The 22,136-nt window shown below is 66.1% G+C and carries 15 protein-coding genes; 3 read left to right on the top strand and 12 right to left on the bottom strand.

Annotation, left to right across the window (positions count from 1 at the left end; all coding sequences use genetic code 11):
• Positions 1 to 399: 399 nt before the first annotated feature.
• The 3 genes from JFY56_RS00320 to JFY56_RS00310 form a co-directional block, all read right to left on the bottom strand.
• Positions 400 to 1,947 carry a class I adenylate-forming enzyme family protein gene (locus JFY56_RS00320; protein WP_208311500.1) on the bottom strand — a complete coding sequence of 516 codons (1,548 nt, stop codon included), beginning with the start codon at positions 1,945 to 1,947 and terminating at the stop codon, positions 400 to 402.
• An 82-nt stretch (positions 1,948 to 2,029) separates the two neighbouring features.
• Positions 2,030 to 4,012 carry an alkyl/aryl-sulfatase gene (locus JFY56_RS00315; protein ID WP_208311499.1) on the bottom strand — a complete coding sequence of 661 codons (1,983 nt, stop codon included), beginning with the start codon at positions 4,010 to 4,012 and terminating at the stop codon, positions 2,030 to 2,032.
• Between the two features lie 82 nt (positions 4,013 to 4,094).
• Positions 4,095 to 5,678, bottom strand: a complete 1,584-nt coding sequence (locus JFY56_RS00310) for a GMC family oxidoreductase (RefSeq protein ID WP_208311498.1) — start codon at positions 5,676 to 5,678, stop codon at positions 4,095 to 4,097.
• Between the two features lie 132 nt (positions 5,679 to 5,810).
• Between JFY56_RS00310 and JFY56_RS00305 the strand changes: the two genes are divergently transcribed.
• Positions 5,811 to 6,836, top strand: coding sequence for an AraC family transcriptional regulator (locus JFY56_RS00305; protein ID WP_208311497.1), 1,026 nt, complete (start codon positions 5,811 to 5,813; stop codon positions 6,834 to 6,836).
• 479 nt (positions 6,837 to 7,315) lie between these two features.
• Here JFY56_RS00305 and JFY56_RS00300 read toward each other — a convergent pair whose 3' ends face one another.
• From JFY56_RS00300 to JFY56_RS00280, 5 genes are read right to left on the bottom strand one after another with little or no spacing between them, the layout of a single operon-like run.
• The gene (locus JFY56_RS00300) at positions 7,316 to 8,887 is read right to left on the bottom strand and encodes an arylsulfatase (RefSeq protein WP_208311496.1); all 1,572 of its coding nucleotides are present in this window, start codon (positions 8,885 to 8,887) and stop codon (positions 7,316 to 7,318) included.
• 50 nt (positions 8,888 to 8,937) lie between these two features.
• Positions 8,938 to 9,771 carry an SDR family NAD(P)-dependent oxidoreductase gene (locus tag JFY56_RS00295; RefSeq protein ID WP_208311495.1) on the bottom strand — a complete coding sequence of 278 codons (834 nt, stop codon included), beginning with the start codon at positions 9,769 to 9,771 and terminating at the stop codon, positions 8,938 to 8,940.
• A gap of 31 nt (positions 9,772 to 9,802) precedes the next feature.
• Positions 9,803 to 10,219: a MaoC family dehydratase gene (locus JFY56_RS00290; RefSeq protein WP_208311494.1), complete on the bottom strand. Its 417-nt coding sequence runs from the start codon at positions 10,217 to 10,219 to the stop codon at positions 9,803 to 9,805.
• Positions 10,220 to 10,231: 12 nt separating this feature from the next.
• Positions 10,232 to 10,672, bottom strand: coding sequence for a MaoC family dehydratase N-terminal domain-containing protein (locus tag JFY56_RS00285; RefSeq protein WP_208311493.1), 441 nt, complete (start codon positions 10,670 to 10,672; stop codon positions 10,232 to 10,234).
• A gap of 10 nt (positions 10,673 to 10,682) precedes the next feature.
• Positions 10,683 to 11,867, bottom strand: a complete 1,185-nt coding sequence (locus tag JFY56_RS00280; RefSeq protein WP_208311492.1) for a lipid-transfer protein — start codon at positions 11,865 to 11,867, stop codon at positions 10,683 to 10,685.
• Between the two features lie 113 nt (positions 11,868 to 11,980).
• On the opposite strand from JFY56_RS00280, the gene JFY56_RS00275 reads away from it, so the two are divergent.
• Together JFY56_RS00275 and JFY56_RS00270 are read left to right on the top strand one after the other, a co-directional pair.
• Positions 11,981 to 12,994 (top strand): AraC family transcriptional regulator, encoded by a 1,014-nt coding sequence (locus JFY56_RS00275; RefSeq protein ID WP_208311491.1) that lies wholly within the window; start codon positions 11,981 to 11,983, stop codon positions 12,992 to 12,994.
• A gap of 126 nt (positions 12,995 to 13,120) precedes the next feature.
• Positions 13,121 to 14,263, top strand: coding sequence for an acyl-CoA dehydrogenase family protein (locus JFY56_RS00270; RefSeq protein WP_208311490.1), 1,143 nt, complete (start codon positions 13,121 to 13,123; stop codon positions 14,261 to 14,263).
• Positions 14,264 to 14,691: 428 nt separating this feature from the next.
• Here the strand turns inward: JFY56_RS00270 and JFY56_RS00265 are convergent, their stop codons facing one another.
• From JFY56_RS00265 to JFY56_RS00250, 4 genes are all read right to left on the bottom strand, one after another.
• Positions 14,692 to 15,807 (bottom strand): CaiB/BaiF CoA transferase family protein, encoded by a 1,116-nt coding sequence (locus JFY56_RS00265; RefSeq protein WP_208311489.1) that lies wholly within the window; start codon positions 15,805 to 15,807, stop codon positions 14,692 to 14,694.
• Positions 15,808 to 15,833: 26 nt separating this feature from the next.
• Positions 15,834 to 17,396 (bottom strand): long-chain-fatty-acid--CoA ligase, encoded by a 1,563-nt coding sequence (locus JFY56_RS00260; RefSeq protein ID WP_208311488.1) that lies wholly within the window; start codon positions 17,394 to 17,396, stop codon positions 15,834 to 15,836.
• 42 nt (positions 17,397 to 17,438) lie between these two features.
• A complete protein-coding gene (locus JFY56_RS00255; RefSeq protein WP_208311487.1) occupies positions 17,439 to 19,055 on the bottom strand; it encodes a GMC family oxidoreductase in 1,617 nt (538 codons plus the stop codon).
• 274 nt (positions 19,056 to 19,329) lie between these two features.
• Positions 19,330 to 21,867: a helix-turn-helix transcriptional regulator gene (locus tag JFY56_RS00250; protein WP_208311486.1), complete on the bottom strand. Its 2,538-nt coding sequence runs from the start codon at positions 21,865 to 21,867 to the stop codon at positions 19,330 to 19,332.
• Between the last annotated feature and the right edge of the window lie 269 nt (positions 21,868 to 22,136).

The raw sequence follows: 22,136 nt of genomic DNA, 5'->3' as shown, positions 1-22,136 counted from the left end.
GAAATATTTGAAGAGAAACCGAGGAGATGAAAGTACAACATACATCAAACCAGGCTCGCGGAATAAACCGCAACGCAGCAGGAACGATAATACAGGTTTTTCAGGGGAAAGCTATTTTTCTTTTCTCGCAGGCCTTCGGCAAGCATGAAAATTACCCTTGAAAAGCCCGCAGCAGAAGGACTTGCATGAATTTCAGGAAAATCCTGGCCAGCAGGAAAAGTTGGCCGAAACCACCATCCATCGGAATTCGACTCGACAGAAAGAAATACGCGCGCATTCAAGAATACATCTGATAAGGAACGATCCGGTATTCATGAAAATATCCGGGCAAGCCCTTGACGCGCCGCATGTCCCGTCAACGGCTGCATGCCGCTGACGGGATGTTCATGCGTTCGACCTTCAGTTCACCGCACTACCCTTTTCCTGCCAGAACGGAGCCCGCAGGTCGCGCTTGAGGATCTTGCCGGCCCCGGAGAGCGGCAGGCTTTCGCGGAACTCCACGCTTTTCGGGCACTTGTAGGCAGCGATGGATTCGCGGCAGTGCGCGCGCAGTTCATCCTCGCTGGCCTGCGTGCCGGGCTTGAGGGTGACCACCGCGTGCACGGCCTCGCCCCAGCTGTCGTGCGGGATACCGATCACCGCGCAGAGGGCGATGGCCGGATGACGGGCGAGGACGTTTTCCACCTCGACCGAATAAACGTTCTCGCCGCCGGTGATGATCATGTCCTTGACCCGGTCGACCACGAACAGATGGCCCGAGTCGTCCATGTAGGCGGCATCGCCGGTGTACAGCCAGCCGTCGCGCAGGGTTTTCGCGGTTTCCTCCGGCAGGTTCCAGTAGCCCTGCATCACCGACGGCCCCCTGCAGATCAGTTCGCCCACGGTGTTGCGCGGTACTTCGTTGCCCTGCTCGTCGACGATCCGCACCCACTGGCCGAGCGTCGGCCTGCCCACCGAACGGCTGAGCGGGCTTCCGGCGCCGTGGTTGTGCGGGGGATTGGCGGTCACCTGTCCGCCGTTCTCGGTCATTCCGTAGAGGTGGACGAAGCCGGCGCAGGGCAGTTTGTCCAGCGCCTTTTCCAGCAGCGCGGCGCTGATCGGCGCGGCGCCGTAGAGGACACGCTGCAGCGAGGTCAGGTCGAACTCGGCGAAGCGCGGGTGGTCGAGCACCGCCTGCAGCATGGTCGGCACCAGCAGGATTTCGTTGGCCCGCTCGCGCTGCACGGTTTCCATCACTTCCAGCGCATCGAAGACGGGAACGAAGACGTTGGTCGCGCCGGTGATGATCCGCCCATAGGCCGAGGCCAGGCCGGCGATATGGAACAGCGGCGCCACGCACAGCCCGACCATGTCCGCCACCGGAGGCAGGTCGGCCATGCGCATCAGCACGCCGGACAGCAGGTTGCCGTGGGACAGCATCACGCCCTTCGGCCGGCCGGTGGTGCCGCCGGTGTACATGACCACCGCCAGCGCCTCGCCGCCCCGGAAGGTATCGGCCATCGGTGCGGACCCGGCGATCAGCCCTTCGAAGGACAGCATGCCGGCCGGCGTCCCGGCCTCGCCGGCGTGGATCAGCTGCGGCTTCTGCCGCATGCCGGCGACGATGGCCTCGACCAGCGGCAGGTAGTGGTCGTCGACGATCAGGATCGAGGCTTCGCAGTCGTCCAGCGAGTAGGCGATTTCCGCGGCGCTCCAGCGGATGTTCACCGGATTGAGCACCGCGCCGGCCCACCAGCAGGCCAGCATGGCTTCCTGGTAATGGTCGGAGTTCAGCGCCAGTACGGCGACCCGCTCGCCCTCGCCCAGCCCCAGGCTGCGCAGGCCGGCGGCCAGGCGGGCGACCCGCTCGGCGGACTCGCGATAGGTGCGGCGGCGGCCACGGTAGACGGTGGCCGGGTGTTCGGGGTTCAGTTGCAGTGCGGTGTGCAGGCCTTGGGTCAGATGCATGAGTGATCAACCTTTCTTGTAATTGTTCGGGACGTATCCAGCGCTGCACGGGGCCGGCTCCGGCCAGCCCCGTGGCGGGTCTTCAGGGCGTGACGATGTTGAACCAGAAATCGAAGTCGTCCATCAGGCCCATCAGCTCACCGAAGGCATCCTTGCGGCCGTCGACCTTCACCTTGCCGGCGGCGATCTGCTGCTCCAGCGTAGCCTTGCCCAGTTGTACATCATCCATCGCAGTCTTGGTCAGCGTCAGGCTGGCATCGGCCTTCTCCGCCGGCTTGCTGGAGTAGTTGAGCACGCCGTTCTCCAGGTGCAGTGCGTACTGCTTGCCGAGATCGGTGAAGGCCATGTTCAGGGTCAGCGTCTTGCCGGCAGCCTTCGGCCCGTTCAGGCGTACGGCGAGGTAGTCGAAGAGCATCTCCGGCGTCATGCCGCGGATGATGTCCGGGCTGGCGGTGCGGGTGGCGCCGGCCTTGGGCAGGCCGTTGCGCAACTCGTAGGCGCCCTGCAGGTACACCGAACGCCAGGGACCGGATTCGGCCTGGTAGCCGAGCTGCTCGTAGGTATCGGCCAGCAGTTGCTTCGCCGCTTCATTGGACGGATTGGCGAACACCACGTGCTTCAGCGCCTCTGCCACCCAGCGGTATTCGCCCTTGTCGAAATCGGCCTTCGCGCGCTTCATGACCGCCTCTTCGCCGCCCATGTACTCGACGTACTTCTTCGCCGCCGGCTCCGGCGGCAGGTTGTTCAGGTCGGACGGGTTGCCGTCGTACCAGCCCATGTAGCGCTGGTAGATGGCGCGGGAGTTGTGGCGCAGGGTGCCGTAGTAGCCACGGTTCGGCCAGTAATGGTCGAGTTCCGGCGGCAGCTGGATCTGCTCGGAGATTTCCTCGCCGGTGTAGCCCTCGTTCATCAGGCGCACCGACTGGTCGTGCATGTACTTGTAGAGGTCGCGCTGCTTCTTCAGGTAATCGACGACGCGCTCATGCCCCCACATCGGCCAGTGGTGGCTCTGGAACTTGACCTGGATGTCGTCGCCGTAGAGCTCCAGCGTCTCGTTGATGCCGCCCGCCCACTTCAGCGGATCGCGCACCAGGGCGCCGCGCAGGGTGAGGATGTTATGCATGGTGTTGGTGGTGTTCTCCGCCATCCACATGGCCTTGAACTGCGGGAACCAGGTGTTCATCTCGGCCGGCGCCTCGGTGCCGGGAGTCATCTGGAAGACCATCTTCACGCCGTCGATGGTCAGCTCTTCGCCCGTCCTGTGGACGAACTCGGTCGGCTCGATCAGCGTCGCGGTGCCGGTGGAAACCGTCTGGCCCAGGCCGGCGTTGACTCCGCCCTGCGCGTTGCGCGGCAGCAGCGCGCCGAACATGTAGACGCCGCGGCGGCTCATGGCGTTGCCGGCGATGACGTTCTCGCTGATGGCATGCTCGGAGAAACCTTCGGGAGCGATGACGCGCACCTTGCCGGCCTTGACGTCGGCCTCGTCGACCACGCCGCGCACGCCGCCGAAATGGTCGGCATGGGAGTGGCTGTAGAGCACCGCCACCACCGGACGCTTGCCCAGGTGCTGGTTGGCCAGATCCAGTGCGGCTTTCGCCGCCTCGACCGAGATCAGCGGGTCGAAGACGATCCAGCCGCTGTCGCCCTGGATGAAGGTGATGTTGGAAAGGTCGTAGCCGCGCACCTGGTAGATGCGGTCGGTGACCTTGAACAGGCCGTACTGCATGTTCAGCTGGGCGTTGCGCCACAGGCTGGGGTTGACCGTGTCCGGCGCCTGCTTGTCCGGGCCGATGAAGCTCGCGTAGCTGGTCATGTCCCAGACCACCCGGCCATTGGCGTCCTTGATGGTCAGTGCGTCGGGCTTGGCGATGAAGCCGCGCCGGGAGTCCTCGAAATCGCGCTGGTCGTCGAACGGCAGGCTCTTCAGCACCGACGCGTTGGCGGCCCTGGTCGCCTCGGTGGCCGGCTTGGCGGGAACGGTGTTGGCGATCACCGATACGCTGGCGGAGGCCAGGAACACGGCAGTGGCGAGGATGGTGAAACTCTTCAGGGTACTGGGCATTGCATTGCCTTTTTCTTGTGGGTTCCTGTTGAAGCGATTGCCGTGGCGACCTGTCCGGCCGCCACGGCTGTCCCGGCGGTCGTCAGGCCGAGGCGATCCACTCGGCGGCGCGCTCGGCGACCATGATCGACGGGGCGTTGGTGTTGCCGCCGACCAGCGTCGGCATGATCGACGCATCGACCACCCGCAGGCCCTCGATGCCATGCACGCGCAGACGGTCGTCGACCACGGCCATCTCGTCGTTGCCCATCTTGCAGGTGCCGATCGGGTGGTAGACCGAGTCGGTGCGCCGGCGCAGCACGTCGATCAGTTGCTCGTCGCTATGCAGGCCGTCGCTGTAGATGTCCTTCAGGCCGTAGCGCGCCATGGGCGACTGTTCGAGGATTTCCCGCGTCATGCGGTAGCCCTTGAGCAGGGTGCGCACGTCGTCTTCATGGCCGAGGAAGTTCGGGTCGATGCGCGGCGCGGCGAACGGATCGGCCGAGTTCAGGCCGACGCTGCCGATGCTCTTCGGCCGCAGCACGCAGACATGGCAGCTGAAGCCGTGTCCCCAGTGCAGCTTGCGACCGTGGTCGTCGATGGTGCCGATCACCGCGTGCAGCTGGATGTCCGGGCGCGACAGGTTGACGTCGGTCTTCAGGAAGCCGCCGCTCTCGGCGCAGTTGCTGGCGAACGGCCCGTTCTTGTGGCGTACGTAGTCGACGAAGGCCTTGCCCATCTTCAGGCTGCCGCCAGCGGAGATGCCGAGCAGCGAGGTGTCGTGGCTCTTGTAGCAGATCACCACGTCCGGATGGTCCTGCAGGTTCTGCCCGACACCCGGCAGTTCATGCTGCATCGCGATGCCATGGGGTTTCAGCTCGGATTCCGCGCCGATGCCGGAAAGCATCAGCAGTTGCGGGCTGCCGAAGGCGCCGGCGCTGAGCAGCACTTCCTTGCGCGCCTTCAGTTCCATGCGCTGGCCCTTGATCGATACCTGCACGCCGGTCGCACGCTTGCCTTGCAGCAACACGCGCTGGGCACGGGCTCCGGTCATTACGGTCAGGTTGCCGCGCAGCTCGCGGATCGGCTTGAGGAACGCGGTGGCGGTGCTCCAGCGGCGGCCGTCGCGGATGGTCACGTCGTACTGGCCGACACCCTCCTGCTCGGCGCCGTTGAAATCCGGGTTATGAATGTGGCCGGCCTGGCGCGCCGCCTCGATGAAGGCATTGGTGGCGGCATGCGCCTGCACCTTGCCGACGTACAGCTCGCCGTCGCCGCCGTGGAATTCGCTGCCGCCGCCGTGGTGCTTCTCGCTCTTGCGGAAGTACGGCAGCACGTCGGCGTAGGACCAGCCCTGGTTGCCCAGCGCGTGCCAGTCGTCGTAGTCGCTGTGGTGGCCGCGGATGTAGATCATGCCGTTGATCGAGCTGCTGCCGCCGAGGGTCTTGCCGCGCGGCTGGTAGCCCGTGCGGCCGCCCAGGCCTGGCTGCGGCACGGTATGGAAGGCCCAGTTGACGTGCTTGGTCGGCAGGATCGCGGCGACACCCAGCGGGGTGTGGATCAGCGGGGACTTATCCTCCGGGCCGGTCTCCAGCAGGCAGACGCGGACCGACGGATCGGCGCTCAGGCGGTTGGCCAGCACGCAGCCGGCGGAGCCGGCACCAACGATGATGTAGTCGAATTCCATTGTTCTTGTACTCGGTTGCGACGGGAACAGGCACCGGCTCGAACGACGGCACGGAGCATTGGGCTGGAATTCTTCGCCCGCAGCGTGCAGATTTATTGATCTTCGACGACTTGTTTTTGACTTATCACGACTATGACGGCCCTGATCCGCACCACCTCCTTCACCGGTTTTCCCGAACTGGTGAGCCAGCTCGGCGGCGACCCGGCGGCATTGCTGCGGCGTTTCCGCGTAGACCCGCGAACGCTCCACGAGGAGGACGCGCGGGTGCCGCTGCGCTCCCTGGTGGCCGTGCTGGAGTGCGCGGCGCAGGAGCTGGACTGCCCCGACTTCGGCCTGCGCATGGCCGAATACCAGGACCTGCAGGTGCTCGGCCCGGTGGCGCTGATCGCCCGCAGCTCGGCCTCGGTGGGACAGGCGCTGGAGGAAATCTCGCGCTTCATCGGCTACCACAGCCCGGGCGTCGATGTGCAGCTCGACCGCAGCGAGCCGCAAGCCCCGCAACTCGTCGTGGACATCCGCCTGCCCGGCCTGCTGCAGCGCCGGCAGATGGAAGAACTGGCGATGGGCGTGTCGCACAACACCATGAAGCTGCTCTGCGGCAGCCAGTTCAGCGCCCAGTCGCTGCTGCTCAGCGGCGTCAGCCCCCTCCCCCCGGCGCGTTACCGCCGCTACTTCAATACCACCGTCTACACCGGCCAGGCGCACAACGCCCTGGTCCTGCGCGAGGAACACCTCAGCCAGCGCATCGAGCAGCAGGACCAGCAACTGCACCGCGTCCTGCTGGAATACCTCAGCGCGTTCGATGCGCAGTCGCCCACCGACCTGCCGCAGCAGGTCGAGAACCTGATCCTGCGCATGCTGCCGACCCAGCGCTGCCGCCTCGCGCTGATCGCCGAACAGCTCGGCCTGCACGAGCGCGTCCTGCAACGGCGCCTGGCCGAACAGGGCTGCGGCTTCGAGGAGCTGCTGGAACGCACCCGCCGCTCGCGCGCCGAAATCTACCTGGCCGAACGCCACATGCCGCTGGCTCAGGTCGCCGGCCTGCTCGGCTACAGCGAACAGAGCGTCTTCAACCGCGCCTGCCGCCGCTGGTTCGCCATGACGCCACGGGAGATGCGGCGGCGGTTGCTCGGTTCCACATCTTCCCCCTCACCCTGACCCTCTCCCCAGGGAGAGGGGATTGTTCGGCGTTGACGGTTGGTACAGCGTTTCGCTTGATGCCGGATAGCCCCCTCTCCCTACGAAACGCGGTACAGCCGTAGGGCGGGTGCAACCCGCCAGTTCGGGGATGCCATGGCGGGTTTCACCCGCCCTACCCGGAAGTCGGTGCCAGCACCGTAGGATGGGTTGAGCCTGCGATACCCATCTTTCGCGGCTGTAGGAGCGCGCCATGCGCGCGATATATCGGCGACGCCGGAACCTCCTTCGCGGGCATGGCCCGCTACGGATACTCCTGCGTTGCGATCCCCTCACCCCAACCCTCTCCCAGAGGGAGAGGGGGCGCGACGGTGTGAGGTGGTACACCATGCCAGCCGGCAACTCCGGACAGTCCCCTCTCCCTGAGGGAGAGGGTTAGGGTGAGGGGGGAAGCATCATGACGATGCAAGACAGTTGCTCCTACAAAAAGCGCCCTACCCTCACTGCTGCTTCATCCTCGCTTCGATCTGCTGGTCCACCCGCTTGCGCACCTGGTCGATGCTGAAGCTCGCCGGGGTCTGGCTCGGCGGGTACTCGACGAAGGTCTGCAGGAACCGTGACGCCTTCATGGTCGCCACGCCAAGCAGGTAGGCATTCTTCAGCAGCCAGTCGTGGTACTGGTCGGAGACGATGTCGGCCCGCTCGTACGGGTCCATGCGCAGGTTGAAGATCTTCGGCACCCGCAGGCAGGTGAAGGGCTCGCTCCACACTTCGAGGCCGCCCGGCGCGCGCTGTTCGCAGAACACCGCCTTCCAGTCGCCGAAGCGCGAGGCGACCAGTACGCCGTCGTCGTTGAAGTAGTAGTACTCCTTGCGCGCGCTCTCCTTCGACTTGCCGGTCAGGTAGTCGAGCTGGTTGTAGCCGTCCAGGTGCACCTTGTAGGTCTTGCCGTCGAAGCTGGCGCCCTTGAGCAGGCGCTCCTTGACGTCGGTGTCGCCCACCGCCGCCAGCAGCGTGGGGAACCAGTCGAGGCCGGAGAACATCCCCCTGGCGACTTCGCCCGCCTTGATGTGGCCCGGCCAGCGGATCAGCGCCGGCACGCGGAAGGCGCCTTCCCAGTTGGAGTTCTTCTCGTTGCGGAACGGCGTGGTCGCCGCGTCCGGCCAGGAGAACTGGTTCGGGCCGTTATCGGTGCTGTAGACCACGATGGTGTTGTCGGCGATCTTCAGGTCATCCAGCGTCTTCAGCAGCTTGCCGACGTCGCCGTCGTGTTCGAGCATACCGTCGGCGTAGTCGTTGCCCGGCATGCCGCTCATGCCCTGATGCTCCTTGCGCACGTGGGTGAACAGGTGCATGCGGGTGGTGTTCATCCAGACGAAGAACGGCTTGTCCGCCTTGGCCTGCTTCTCGATGAAGGCCTGGGCGGCGGCGGTGGTTTCGTCGTCGATGGTTTCCATGCGCTTGGTGGTCAGCGCGCCGGTGTCCTCGATGCGGCCGTCGGCGTAGGAATGGATCACCCCGCGCGGCGTGGCGGCCTTGACGAAGTCCGGATCGTCCTTCGGCCAGTACGGACGCTGCGGCTCTTCCTCGGCGTTCAGGTGGTAGAGGTTGCCGAAGAACTCGTCGAAACCGTGGTTGGTCGGCAGGAACTCGTTGCGGTCGCCCAGGTGGTTCTTGCCGAACTGGCCGGTGGCGTAGCCCTGGGCCTTCAGCGCGGTGGCCATGGTGATATCGCGCGGCTGGATACCGACCGGCGCGCCGGGCATGCCGACCTTGGTCAGGCCGGTGCGCAGCGAAGCCTGTCCGGTGATGAAGGTGGAGCGGCCGGCGGTGCAGCTGTTTTCACCGTAGTAGTCGGTGAACATCATGCCTTCCCGGGCGATGCGGTCGATGTTCGGCGTCGTGTAGCCGAGTACACCATGGCTGTAGGCGCTGATATTGGTCTGGCCGATATCGTCGCCGAAGATCACCAGGATGTTGGGTTTGTCGGCGGCTCCGGCGGTCGCCGAAAGGCCCATCAGCGAAACGCCGAGCAGGGCCATCCGCGACAGCCACCTGCGCTTGTCGTTCATGTCTTTTCCTTGTTGTTGTAGTTCGCCCGCGCAAACGCGGGCGCGGTCGCTTACATGCCGGTCAGGCCGCCGCTGCAGATCAGCGTCTGGCCGCTGACGTAGTCGGACTCGGGGATGCAGAACATGTACACCGAGCCGGCGGCGTCTTCCGGAGTGCCGGCGCGGCCCAGCGGAATGCTGCGCTCGACCATGGCCATCAGGTCCGGGTTGACGCCGACCTTGATCTCGCGGCCTTCGATGTTGGCGGTGGCGTTGCCGTCGGCGGTAGCTTCGGTCAGGCGGGTCTTGATGAAGCCGTAGGCCACGCAGTTGACGGTGGTGTTCAGGCGTCCCCATTCCTTGGCCAGGGTCATGGTCATGCCGGTGATGCCGGCCTTGGCGGTGGAATAGTTCGCCTGCCCGGCGTTGCCGAACAGCCCGGCGACGGAGGAAATGTTCACCACCTTGCGCACGTTGCTCACGCCGGCTTCCTGCTCGGCCTTGACCAGGTTGCGGATCACCGGCTGGGCGGCGCGGAGAATGCGGAACGGCGCGGTGAGGTGCACGTCGAGCATCGCGTACCACTGCTCGTCGGTCATCTTCTGGATCACGTTGTCCCAGGTGTAGCCGGCATTGTTGACGATGATGTCGAGGCCCTTGTAGTGCTCGACCGCGGTGCCGACGAAGCGCTCGGCGAAGTCCGGCGCGGCGACGCTGCCGACACAGGCGACAGCCTCGCCACCGGCGGCCTTGATGGCCTCCACCACTTCCTGCGCCGGGGCGGCGTCGAGGTCGTTGACCACCACGCGGGCGCCTTCGGCGGCGAATTTCATTGCAATGGCGCGGCCGATGCCACGGCCGGAACCGGTGATCAGGGCCACCTTGCCTTCGAGTTTCTTGCTCATCTGTCAGTCCTGGAAAATGTGGGAAATGCGATCAGCCAATGGCGACCAGCGCGTCGCCGGCGATCTTGACCTGGCCGTACTGGTTCACCGTGGCCACCTCGACCCGGGCGCAGCGTTCGCCGTTGACTTCGGCGATCTCGGTCACCCTGCCCCGGCAGGTGATGACGTTGCCCAGGTGGGTGATGCCCTGGAAACGTACGCCGAAGCTGCGCAGCCGGCTCTGCGGGGCCCAATTGCTCAGCAGGCGGCCGAGCCAGGCCATGCCGAGCATTCCGTGGGCGAACACGTCGGGCATGCCGGCCTTGCGGGCGAAGTCGATGTCGATGTGGATCGGGTTGAGGTCGCCCGAGGCGCAGCCGAACAGCGCCAGGGTGGTGCGGTTGATCGCCGGCAGGGTCAGCTCCGGCAGCAGGTCGCCGACCTTCACGTCTTGCAGTGGATTATTCATGGCCGGGAATCCTCAGTTGCGGACCACGAGCACGGAGCGCATCTCGGCGACCAGCTCGTCGGTGTCGTTGCGGACTTCCGAGGTCTTCACCAGGAATTCCAGGGCGCCGTTCTTCTTGTCGAAGATGTCGTCGATGCGCGACGTCACGGTGATCGTCTCGCCGGCGCACACCGGCTTGTGATAGGTGAAGCTCTGCTCGCCGTGGAGGATCCTGGCGATCGGGATTTCCAGATCCGCCAGCATGGTGTCGAGGGTGCCGGCATCCAGCTCGGCGCCGAACAGGAAGCTCGGCGGCGCCGGCAGGTCGGCGTAGCCGGCGTCCTTGGCGGCGGCAAGATCGGTGAACTGCGGCTCGGTCTCGCCGATGGCGCGGGCGAAGGCGCACAGGCGGCCACGTTCGAGCAGCATGGTGGTGGCGGCCAGTTCGTGGCCGATCCACTTCTTGTCGATCATCCGGTGTTCCTCAGATTTTTTCGTAGAGGGTGACGACGCAGGCGCCGCCGAGTCCCAGGTTGTGTTGCAGGGCCAGACGCGCGCCTTCCACCTGGCGTGCGCCGGCCTGGCCGCGCAGTTGCTGGACCAGTTCGGTGCACTGCGCGAGGCCGGTGGCGCCCAGCGGATGGCCCTTGGAGAGCAGGCCGCCGGACGGGTTGGTGACGAATCTGCCGCCGTAGGTGTTGTCGCCGTCCTCGACGAAGCGTTCCGCCCCGCCAACCGGGCAGAGGCCCAGGGATTCGTAGGTGAGCAGCTCGTTCTGGGCGAAGCAGTCGTGCAGTTCGACCACCTGGATATCTTCCGGACCGACGCCGGCCGCCTCGTAGACTTTCTGCGCAGCGGTGCGGGCCATGCTGAAGCCGACCACTTCGCGCATGTCGTGCGCAGCGAAGGTTTTCGGGGTGTCGGTGACCATGGCCTGGGCCTTGATGCACACCTCGCCCTTCAGGCCGTGCTTCTTCAGGAACTCTTCCGAGCAGAGGATCGCCGCGCCGGCGCCGCAGGTCGGCGGGCAGGCCATCAGGCGGGTCATCACGCCCGGCCAGACCATCGGCGAGTTCATCACGTCCTCGGCGCTGACCACGTTGCGGAAAAGCGCCATCGGGTTATGCGCGGCGTGTCGGCTGGCCTTGGCGCGGATCTTCGCGAAGGTTTCCAGGCGGGTGCCGAACTCCTGCATGTGCGCCTGGCCGGCGCCGCCGAAGTAGCGCAGCGCCAGAGGAACCTCGGCGTTCCCGACCAGCTCCTCGGTGACCTGGTCGAAGCGGTCGAAGGGGCTCGGCCGATCGCCGAACATGCTGCCCAGCGCGCCCGGGTTCATCTGCTCGAAGCCCAGCGCCAGGGTGCATTCCGCCGCACCGCTGCGCACCATCTGGTTGGCCAGGAACAGCGCGCTGGAGCCGGTGGAGCAGTTGTTGTTGACGTTGACCACCGGGATGCCGGTCATGCCGACTTCGTACAGCGCGCGCTGGCCCGCGGTGGAATCGCCGTAGACGTAGCCGACGAAGGCCTGCTCGATCCTGGCGTAGTCCACGCCGGCATCGGCCAGCGCGGTGCGCAGGGCGGTGGAGGCCATTTCCGGATAGGGGGCGCTGGCACCCGGTTTGACGAAGGGGATCATGCCGACCCCGATCACGTAGACATTGCGGCTCATGGCGTCTTTCCTGGATTGAGTTGCGACAAGGTGTGGCTTTGTGGGCTTAATGTTATGGGCGCCCCAAAAACCGCCAATGTCGCAACACCGCAATTGCCTTGCAGAATCCACCAATGTCGAATCCAACCCCCGTTGTCTTCCCCGCCGTGTTCGTCGCCTCCCTGCTCGTCGCAGCCCGCGAGCGCGGCATCGAGCTAGAAGGCTTCCTGCGTGCAGCCGGCATCGATCCGCAGATGTCCCTGGATCAGGAACACCACGTCACCGCCGACCAGTACGCGGCACTGCTGCGCAAACTCATCGCCGGACTCGATGACGAAGGCTTCGCGCTGTTCTCGCGCAAGCTGCGGCGCGGCAGCTTCGCGCTGATGGTTCGCTCGGCGCTGGCCAGCGGCACGCTGGTCGGCGCCCTGTACGAGTTCACCCACACGCTGCGGCTGCTGCAGGACGACCTCAACCCGATACTGCTGGACGACGGCCGTCATGTGCGGGTCGAGCTGCACTTCACCACCCCGGAGGTGCAGGCACGGCACTTCGCCCACGAACTGCTCGTGCGCCTGATCTGGCGCGTCATGGCCTGGCTGGAAGGTGGGCGCCTGCGCGGCGTACGAATCGACTTCGCCTTTCCGCCACCCGGTTACGCCGGCGAATACCCGAAGGTCTTCCCTTGCGAACTGAATTTCTCGGCACCCGTTTCCGCCATCTGGTTCGATTCCCAGACCCTGCAGGCCCCGGTACGCCGCGATATCTCCCTGCTGCGCGATTACCTGGACAAGGCCCTGCTCGACCTGCTGGTGCCCACCATCCCGACGCGCACCAGCGACAAGGTGCGCGTCTATCTGCGTGTAGAGCACGCGCGCCGTTCGGCCTGGCCCGACCTGGAACAGACCAGCGCCGCGCTGCATTGCTCGGCGAGTTCGCTGCAGCGCCACCTCGCCCAGGAAGGCGCCTCGTTCCAGAACATCCGCGACAACCTGCGCCGCAACTGGGCGATCTACCGCCTGCAAACCACCCAGTTGCCGATTCCCGTGCTCGCCGAGGAACTCGGCTTCGCCGACAGCGCCAGCTTCCAGCGCGCCTTCAAGCGCTGGACCGGCCAGACTCCCGGACAGGTTCGCAAGGGCGTCTGACGGACTGAGGCCAAGTGCAACAGCTTTGAGGCGCGCGGCTATTTGCGCGCCCCCGCCCTGCCTCTAGGCTCGTTTTCCACACGCTGCCACCGGCGGCGCACGCCATGATTCGTGGAGAACGAGCCTATGCTGCCCCAACTGCACCAACATGCCTGGATGGATTCCGACATCGAGGCCTTCCGCGACCAGGTACGTCGCTACATCGCCAACGAGATGGCGCCGCACAACGACCAGTGGCGCGACCAGGGCTTCGTACCGCGCGAGGTCTGGCAGGGCTTCGGCGAGATGGGCTTCCTGCTGCCGGAAGTCGGCGAGGAATACGGCGGCGCCGGCGCCCCGCTGTCCTACCAGTTGGTCGCCCTGGACGAGCTGGGCCGCAGCGGCCTGCCGCCGAGCACCGCCGTGCACTCCATCGCCACCCACTACATCCTCGACTACGGCACCGAGGAGCAGAAGCAGAAGTGGATTCCCCGGCTGGTCAGCGGCGAGCTGTTCGCCGCCATCGCCATGACCGAACCGGGCTGCGGCTCCGACCTCAAGACCCTGCGCACCCGCGCCCGCCGCGAAGGCGACGAGTACGTGATCGACGGCTCCAAGACCTTCATCACCAACGGCTACAGCGGCAACCTGGTGGTGCTCGCCGTGCGCACCTCAGACGAAGGCGCCAAGGGTATTTCCCTGGTGGTGATCGAGACCGAGAACCTCAAGGGCTTCAGCGTCAACAAGCTGAAGAAGATCGGCCTGCATGGCTCCGACACCTGCGAGCTGTTCTTCGACAGCGTGCGCGTGCCGGCCGCCAACCTGCTCGGCCCGGTCGAGGGCAACGGCTTCGTTCAACTCATGAGCCAGCTGTCGTACGAACGCATGCTGCTGGCGGTGCCGGCGGTTGCGATCATGGAACGGGCCGTCGAACTGACCACCGAGTACGCCAAGGACCGCAGGATGTTCGGCCAGACCCTGTTCGACCTGCAGAACACCAAGTTCAAGCTGGCCGAATGCGCCACCATCGCCCACGTCGGCCGCACCTTCATCAACGACTGCATCCAGCGCCTGCTCGACGGCAAGCTGGATGCCCAGGCCGCCTACATGGCCAAGCTGTGGTGCAGCGACATGCAGTGCAAGGTCACCGACGAACTGCTGCAACTGTTCGGCGGCTACGGCTACATGGACGAATACCCGATCGCCCGGCTGTTCGTCGATTCGCGGGTACAGAAGATCTACGGCGGCGCCAACGAGGTGATGAAGGACCTGATCGCCCGCCAGCTGTAATCCTGCCCTTCCCTTTTTCCCTTGCGCAGACGCCTTCCTGGCGCCTGCGTTTTTTTGCCCGAAAAACCGAGCACCGTACGCCGACCGGCACGGTGCGCACTATGAAAAGCCCCTCACCCCTGCCCTCTCCCAGAGGGAGAGGGGGTAGTTCGGAGGTGTCGGTTGGGCACGGTATTTCGCTTGATGCCGTGCAGCCCCCTCTCCCTCCGGGAGAGGGTTGGGGTGAGGGAAACAGAACGTAGGATATTGGGCTTCACTCCACTCGGCGCCAACCTACGCGGTTCATGTAGGAGCCAGCTTGCTGGCGATCCGAAGCTATCCCGAAGCAATGTAGTCGCCGGAACGCTCGGTAATCGCCAGCAAGCTGGCTCCTGCAATGAAAAGCCCGCTCGAATAGAGCGGGCTTCTTGCTTCGGTTCAAGAGAGCTTCAGGCCAACACCCCCGCCACACGCAACCGCTCCAGCCGTTCCGCCGCCACACCCGCCAGCAACGGCGCCTCCCCGCCGACCCGGCGAATCTCCCCAGGCGTACGCGAGAAGCGTGGTGCCGGGTTGGCCTGGATGACCGGTTCGGTCCGGAACACCTGGCGCGCGACGTTGTGCGGATGCGCGGCCGCTTCCGCCGGGGAAAGTACCGGCGCAAAGCACACATCGCTGCCTTCCAGCAGCGCGCACCAGTGCTCACGCGGCTGGCTGCGGAACAGTGCGGTCAGGCGCTCCTTGAGTTCCGGCCATTGGGCAAGATCGTACTGTGCCTTGGGGTCGACATCGGCCAGTTGCAGCCGCTCCACCAGCTCCGCATAGAACTGCGGCTCCAGCGGCGCCAGGGAAATCCACTCGCCGTCGGCGCACTGGAACAGGTCGTAGAACGGCGAGTCGTAGAAGGCGCTGGGGCGTTTGCCGCCGATCTGTCCCGAGGCGTGGATGAAGTGGGCGATGGAGCCGAGTACCGCGACCATGTCGACGATGGCGGCGTCGACCACCTGTCCCTTGCCGGAATTCCGCGCCTCGAACACCGCCGAGACGATGCCGAAGGCCAGTCCGAGAGCGCCGATGGCGTCGCCCGCCACGGTCGCCGGTGGGCGTTGCGGGTCGCTGCGGCCGCCGCCCATCCCGAGCAGGCCGGTCAGTGCGATGTAGTTCAGGTCGTGTCCGGCGGACTGGGCCAGCGGGCCGTCCTGGCCCCAGCCGGTCATGCGGCCGTAGACCAGCCGCGGGTTCCTCGCCAGGCATTGCTCGGGGCCGAGGCCCAGGCGCTCCATTACGCCCGGGCGGTTGCCTTCGATCAGCGCATCGGCCCCGGCCAGCAGGTCCAGCGCCAGGGCCACGCCCTCCGGCTGCTTGAGGTCGATGACCAGCCGGTGCTTGCCGCGCTGGAGAATATCCAGGCCAACGTCGCCGCCCAGCTGCTTCGCCAGCGCCACGCCGCCCTTGCGGGCGATCACCGTGACTTCGGCGCCCATGTCGGCGAGAAGCATCCCCGCCAGCGGGCCCGGACCTATTCCCTCGAATTCAACGATTTTCAGTCCAGCCAATGGTCCCATCACTTCTCTCCATCAGAATCGACGACTCAACCCACCCGGCGAGCCTGGCCTGCCCAGTGCCTGTCGCGCAGGCTGTTCTTGACGATCTTGCCGGCGCCGGACATCGGCAGGCTCTCCAGTATCTCCAGGCTGCGCGGACATTTGTAGTTGGCGACGTGCTGCTTGCAGTGGCCGACCAGTTCGTCCAGCTCCAGCGTCATCCCCGGGTTGAGCACCACGCAGGCATGCACCAGCTCGCCCCAGCGGTCGTCGGGAATGCCGATCACCGCGCACTGGAACACCGCCGGATGCTTGAGCACGGCGTTCTCGACCTCGACCGAGTACACGTTCTCGCCGCCGGTGACGATCATGTCCTTGACCCGGTCGACGATGAAGATGAAACCGTCCTCGTCCATCCAGGCGCCGTCGCCGGTGTGCATCCAGCCGTTGCGTACCACCGCGTCGGTGGCCTCCTGATTGTCCCAGTAGCCGAGCATCATGTTCGGCCCGCGGGCGGCGATTTCGCCGATGGTGCCGCGCGGCACTTCGTTGCCGTCGCCATCGACGATGCGCACCTGCACGCACAGGCCGGAGCGGCCGGCCGCGCGCAGCTTGCCGCAGGCGCGGTGTTCGGGGCGGTGGGTCCAGGCCGGGTTGACGGCAATCAGTGGAGACATTTCGGTCATGCCATAGGCCTGCACGAAATCGATGCCCGGCAGCCGGGCCATGGCGCGTTCCAGCACCGCCTCGGAGATCGGCGAGGCGCCATAGATGATGGTCCGCAGGCTGTACAGGTCGCGGCCCTGCTGCAGCGACGGATGGTCGACCAGCATCTGGATCATGGTCGGCACCAGCAGTGTGTGGGTCACCCGATGTTGCTCGATGGCGTCGATCACCGCCTCGGCGCCGAACATGGGGACCACCACATGGGTATTGCCGGCCAGCCAGTGCACGCCGCCACCCGCCATGTCGGCCAGATGGAACATCGGCGCGGCATGCAGGTAGACGCCGCCGTCCAGGCTCGGGCCGAGTTCGGCATGCAGCGCCAGCGTCGAGCAGCCCATGCCCTCATGGCTGATCATCACGCCCTTGGGAAAGCCGGTGGTGCCGCCGGTGTAGAACACCCCGAGCAGATCGTCGCCGCGCCGCACCCGATCCTCGACCGGCTCATGCCCGGCGATCAGCGCCTCGTAGTCGAGCATGCCCGCCGGGGTTTCGTCGTCGCCGCAATAGATCACCCGGCGCAGGGTGCCGGACTCGGCCATCAGGGTCCGGGCCATGGGCAGGAAGGCGTCGTCTACCAGCAGCATGCTGGAGCCGGAATCCTCCAGCGAATAGAGGATCTCGGCGACCGACCAGCGAATGTTGCACGGGTTGAGCACGCCGCCGCCCCAGGGCACGGCGAACAGGTACTCGAAGTAGCGATCGGAGTTCAGCGACAGCATGGCGATGCGGTCGCCCGGCGCCATGCCCAGTCCCTGGAGCGCTCCGGCCAGCCGCGCGACGCGGTCGGTGAGTTCGGCGTAGGTGCGGCGGCGCTCGCCGAAGATGCTGGCGATGCGCTGCGGGTGCTGTTGCGCGGCGCGGTGCAGGGCTTGGGTGTAGTACATGGTTCGGGGCTTCTCTTGTTGGAGTTTTCGGACGCTTGCCGTTCACGCGCGCAGCGCATCTTCCTTGAGCATCACGGCGGCCTTCTCGCCGATCATGATGGTCGGCGCGTTGGTGTTGCCGCCGGGGATCGTCGGCATGATCGAGGCGTCGGCGATGCGCAGGCCCTCGACGCCGCGCACGCGAAGGCGCTCGTCGACCACCGCCAGCGGGTCGCTGTCCGGGCCCATCCTGCAGGTGCCGACCGGGTGGTACTGGGTGTCGGCGCGGCTGCGGATGTCCTGCTCGATCTGCCGGTCGTCGTTCCAGTCGATGGGATAGATGAGCTGCGCGCCGAAGGGCGCGAAGTGCTCGGATTCGAGAACCCGCGCCTGGATTTTCGCGGCCTGTACCAGCAGGTCGATGTCCTCGCGGTGCTCGAAGAAGCGCGGATCGATGACCGGCGCGTCGAGCGGGTTGCGGCTGCGCAGGGTGACAGTGCCGACGCTCTTCGGCCGCAGCACCTCGATATGGCAGCTGTAGCCATAGCCCCAGTGCAGTTTGCGGCCGTGGTCGTCGACCACCGCAGTGACGAAGACCATCTGCAGGTCGGGCTTGTCCAGCGCCGGAGCGGAGCGCAGGAAGGCGCCGGCCTCGGCGAAGTTGGTGGTGAGCATGCCGCTGCGCTTGCTCGCCCACTCCACGGCAGCGGCCGCCAGCTTGATGCCGCCGCCGACGGTGAGGCCGATGCAGCCTTCCGGGTTGCTGACCTTGTAGGGCACGGTGTAGTCGATGTGGTCCTGCAGGTTCTGCCCTACCCCAGGCAGGTCCACCAGCACCGGAATGCCCAGTTGCTGAAGATGTTCGGCCGGGCCGATGCCGGAGAGCATCAGTGCCTGCGGCGAGCCGAAGGCGCCGGCGGCGAGGATCACCTCGCGGCGCGCGCGCACTTCCTGGACCTGCTTGCCGTTGTAGTAGCGCACGCCGACACAGCGCTTGCCTTCGAACATCAGGCTGTGGAACGGCGCATTGAGGAAGAGCTTCAGGTTGCCGCGCTTCAGGTTCGGCCACAGGTAGCCCTTGGCGGCACTGCAGCGCTCGCCGTCCTTCTGCGTGACCTGGTAGCGGAAGCAGCCATCCTGTTCGCGGCCGTTGTAGTCGTCGGTGCGCGGGATGCCCTGGGCCTCGGCGGCGCTCATGAACACTTCGCACAGCGGGCTGGGCGACTGCAGTTCGGCGACGTTCAGCGGGCCGCCGGCACCGTGGAATTCGTTGTCGCCGAAGCGCTCGTTGTGTTCTGACTTGCGGAAGTACGGCAGCACGTCCTCGTAGCTCCAGCCGGGGTTGCCGAGGCTCGCCCAGTGGTCGTAGTCCCAGCGGTGGCCGCGCACGTAGACCATGCCGTTGATCGAGCTGGAACCGCCCAGCGCCTTGCCGCGCGGCTGGTAGCCGCGGCGGCCGTTGAGGCCCGGCTGCGGCACCGTCTCGAAGGACCAGTTGTGGAAGCCCTCGCGCATCATCACCACGACGCCGGGCGGCGCCTGGATCAGGATCTTCTTGTCGCTGCCGCCGGCCTCGACCAGGCAGACGCTGACCTGCGGGTCCTCGCTCAGGCGCGCCGCGACCGGGCAACCGCCCGAGCCGCCACCGACCACCACGTAATCGAACACTTGCTGATTCATCGTTTCCTCTCGTACGCATCGCCCCGACATGCCGTCAGGCGCTTATCGCTGCGAAGAGGAAGCGTATGGACGGGACGGCGCGCAGCAAATAGCCGCACGCCGCAACCCTGTTGCATTAAGCCTCAGGCGGTTTCAGGTTCTTCCCTTGCGGGGTGAACTCCTGTAGGAGCGAGCTCTGCTCGCGAAGCTTTTGCGGGGCCGAGGTTCGCGAGCAGAGCTCGCTCCTACTCTTTGGCGCCGCAGTCCCTGTTTCCCCGATAATCCGCGATGAACCTCATTTCACCAGGCCCAGCTCCTTGGCGCGGACGATGGCCTGGGTGCGGCGCGATACGCCCAGCTTGACGTTGATCTTCTGGGCGTGGCTCTTCACCGTGTGCAGGGAGATGTACAGGCGCTCGGCGATCTCGTGGTTGGACAGCCCCTGGGCGATCATCTGCAGCACCGACAGCTCGCGCCGGCTGAGCAGCACGGCCTGGGTGCTGGCACCGCCTTCGCAGAGGGTCTCCCGTCCCCAGCGCAGCAGGCCGGGGTTACGCATGCCGCAGAAGCGCTCGATGCTGGCCAGGCCGATCTGCCGCGCGAGCGTCAGCCCTTCCAGCAGCGCGGTCTGCGCCCTGCCCTGCTGGCCGGCGGTGTAATGGGCCTCGGCCAGGGCGAACCACAGTTCGCAGGCCAGCACCCGGTGGCCCTTGTCCAGGGCGTGCTGGAGCATGGCTTCGAGCTGCGGAGCCACCTCCTCGCCGCAGGCCATGCGCACCTGGGCCAGCAGCAGTTCCAGGAGTTGCACCAGCTCCGGGTTGCCATAGGGCGGCTTGTGCGCCTGCGGGCCGCGGAACTGCTGCAGGCATTTTTCCAGCGCCTCCCGCGCCCGCTCATGGCGCCCCTGTTGCAGCCAGAGCTTGCCCTGGGCGAGCACCAGCAGGCTCTGGTAGAGCGGCTCGGTGATCTTGCGGTACTGCAGCATGCGCTCGGCATCGGTGAGGCGGGAGAAGGCCCGGCTCAGCTCGTTGTCCGCCGCATCCAGCTCGGCGAGGCCGAAGTAGCCCCAGCAGGCGGCCGGGTCGGCGCAGTCCAGGCATTGCTGCAGGCCCGCCTGGTACATCTCGGCGGCCTCGGCATAGCGCCCCAGGCGCGCGAGGGTTCCACCCATGAGCAGTTGCGCGCGGCCACGCAGGGGGTTGGGTTCGCCATCCCAGAGGCCATCCAGTTCGCTGAGCAAGCGTTCGAGCAGGCTTTCCGCGCGTTTCAGCTCGCCGCGAATTTCCAGCAGTTGCACATGCTGCAGGACCAGGACCGCTTCCATGGCCCGGCTGCCGTGCTTGCGCGCCAGCTTGACCGCTTCGCGGTTGAGCTGCTGGGCGGCCTCGTCCTGGCCACTGAACAGGCGCAGGTCGATGGCCGCCGAAAGCATGACCAGACGCGGCGCCCAGGAGAGTTCCGGCAGCTGCGCAATCGATTCCTCCAGATGCGGAGTGTCGCCCTCGCCGCGGTGATAGGCGACCTTGCCGGCCAGCGCCTGGCAATGCGCAAGCAGCTCGCGCTGCTCCCGGGCGCTGGGCTGCGGAAGGAAGCGCTGCAGTTGAGCGGCACAGCGCTCCGCTTCGTCCAGGCGCCCGCCGATCAGCAGCGCCCAGGCGAACAGGATCAGCAGTCGCGGCGTGCTGGCCTGAAGGTCGGCAGGCAGTTCGCTACGCCATTGCAGCACCCGCCCGAGGTTGCGGCCCTGCAGGATGCGGTCGTCGGTGAAACGGTGCAGCAGGCTGGCGGCCACATCCGGCTGGTCCGCCAGGAATGCGTATTCGATGCCCTGGCGCAACTGGCCACGGCTGACGAACCATTGGCAGGCGCTGCGATACAGCGCCTTCTTCGGCCCCTCGGTAACGCTGCCGGCGATCACCCCGGCGACCGCCGGATGCACGCGGTACAGCCGGGCGCCGCTATCCAGGGTTTCCTCGATGAACGCGCCGCACTCCTGCAGATGGCGCAGCATCTGCGCGCCCTCGCCGACGCCGAGCAGGTGCTCGCAGAGCGTCGCATCGAAGCGCTGCAGGCAAGCCAGCGTGCCCAGCGCCTGCACCCACGGTTCCGGCAGGTCGCTGAACAGCTCGCGCTCCAGGTAGCTCTGGATCAGATGGTCGCTGTGCACCGGGTCCGGCAACTGGCCGCTGCCGTAGCCATGCAGGCGCAGACGCACGCCGGCGTACCATCCGCCGGTCTGCTCCAATAGCGCGTCGACCAGCTCCGGGGAGCGCGCGTGGCCCTGGCTGACCAGCAACTCGCCAAGTTCGTCGGCGTTCAGCGCCAGTTCGGCGCTGCCGATTTCGAACAGCTCGCCTTCCAGCAGCAGGCGTTCGAGCTGGCAACGCGGCCGGCGTCGGCTGGCGATCCACCAGAGCACATTCGGCGACGAGGTCTGCAGCAGCCGGTTGAGGAGACGGTCGGCACCTTCGTCGGGAAGGCGCGGGAGATCGTCGAGCATCAGCCAGATCGGGCTGCGCTGCTGCATCAGGCAGGACTGGATCGACGCCAGGTCGGAGCGATCCAGGCCAAGCGTGGAAGCCAGCAACTGGAGGAACCCGGATTCATCGAGCTGCAACCCTTTCAGGTCGAGCCAGTACAGGCGGGTTTCGGCCGGGCAGGACTGGGCGCATTCGCGCAGAAGAAAGCTCTTGCCGCTGCCGGCCGGCGCACAGATCAGGCGCAGCCGGCATTCGGCGTTGAGCAGGGTTTCGCTGAGGCGCGGGCGTGGCAGGAACCCCGAAGGCAGGGGCGGAGCGCTGGAGAGGTTGTTTTCGTATCTCGCCAGAGACATGGCGCTACTCGATGAATGCGGCAAATTCTGGCGGCAAGTATGACACGAATCGACTGACGGAAATTTCCTCGGCTCCGCGCCGTAGGATGGGTTGAGCTTGCGATACCCATCATTGCCGAACCTGCATGGGTATCGCTTCGCTCAACCCATCCTACGTGACTGCAATGCCCACCGTAGGTTGGTGCTGAGCAACGCGAAGCCCAACATCGCCATCGTTGGGCTTCACTGCGTTCAGCACCAACCTACGCGAGTTCTGGCCCAGCCACGTG

Source organism: Pseudomonas schmalbachii, from assembly GCF_017589465.1.
GTDB lineage: Bacteria > Pseudomonadota > Gammaproteobacteria > Pseudomonadales > Pseudomonadaceae > Pseudomonas > Pseudomonas schmalbachii.
This window is presented reverse-complemented; position numbering and strand designations above follow the sequence as displayed.

What these genes read in the sequence shown, in the direction of transcription:
- JFY56_RS00260 (WP_208311488.1), bottom strand. Translation starts at nt 17,396, where the DNA reads ATGTACTACACCCAAGCCCTGCACCGCGCCGCGCAACAGCACCCGCAG.
- JFY56_RS00320 (WP_208311500.1), bottom strand. Translation starts at nt 1,947, where the DNA reads ATGCATCTGACCCAAGGCCTGCACACCGCACTGCAACTGAACCCCGAA.
- JFY56_RS00250 (WP_208311486.1), bottom strand. Translation starts at nt 21,867, where the DNA reads ATGTCTCTGGCGAGATACGAAAACAACCTCTCCAGCGCTCCGCCCCTG.
- JFY56_RS00275 (WP_208311491.1), top strand. Translation starts at nt 11,981, where the DNA reads ATGTCGAATCCAACCCCCGTTGTCTTCCCCGCCGTGTTCGTCGCCTCC.
- JFY56_RS00315 (WP_208311499.1), bottom strand. Translation starts at nt 4,012, where the DNA reads ATGCCCAGTACCCTGAAGAGTTTCACCATCCTCGCCACTGCCGTGTTC.
- JFY56_RS00285 (WP_208311493.1), bottom strand. Translation starts at nt 10,672, where the DNA reads ATGATCGACAAGAAGTGGATCGGCCACGAACTGGCCGCCACCACCATG.
- JFY56_RS00295 (WP_208311495.1), bottom strand. Translation starts at nt 9,771, where the DNA reads ATGAGCAAGAAACTCGAAGGCAAGGTGGCCCTGATCACCGGTTCCGGC.
- JFY56_RS00300 (WP_208311496.1), bottom strand. Translation starts at nt 8,887, where the DNA reads ATGAACGACAAGCGCAGGTGGCTGTCGCGGATGGCCCTGCTCGGCGTT.
- JFY56_RS00255 (WP_208311487.1), bottom strand. Translation starts at nt 19,055, where the DNA reads ATGAATCAGCAAGTGTTCGATTACGTGGTGGTCGGTGGCGGCTCGGGC.
- JFY56_RS00265 (WP_208311489.1), bottom strand. Translation starts at nt 15,807, where the DNA reads ATGGGACCATTGGCTGGACTGAAAATCGTTGAATTCGAGGGAATAGGT.
- JFY56_RS00310 (WP_208311498.1), bottom strand. Translation starts at nt 5,678, where the DNA reads ATGGAATTCGACTACATCATCGTTGGTGCCGGCTCCGCCGGCTGCGTG.
- JFY56_RS00305 (WP_208311497.1), top strand. Translation starts at nt 5,811, where the DNA reads ATGACGGCCCTGATCCGCACCACCTCCTTCACCGGTTTTCCCGAACTG.
- JFY56_RS00270 (WP_208311490.1), top strand. Translation starts at nt 13,121, where the DNA reads ATGCTGCCCCAACTGCACCAACATGCCTGGATGGATTCCGACATCGAG.
- JFY56_RS00280 (WP_208311492.1), bottom strand. Translation starts at nt 11,867, where the DNA reads ATGAGCCGCAATGTCTACGTGATCGGGGTCGGCATGATCCCCTTCGTC.
- JFY56_RS00290 (WP_208311494.1), bottom strand. Translation starts at nt 10,219, where the DNA reads ATGAATAATCCACTGCAAGACGTGAAGGTCGGCGACCTGCTGCCGGAG.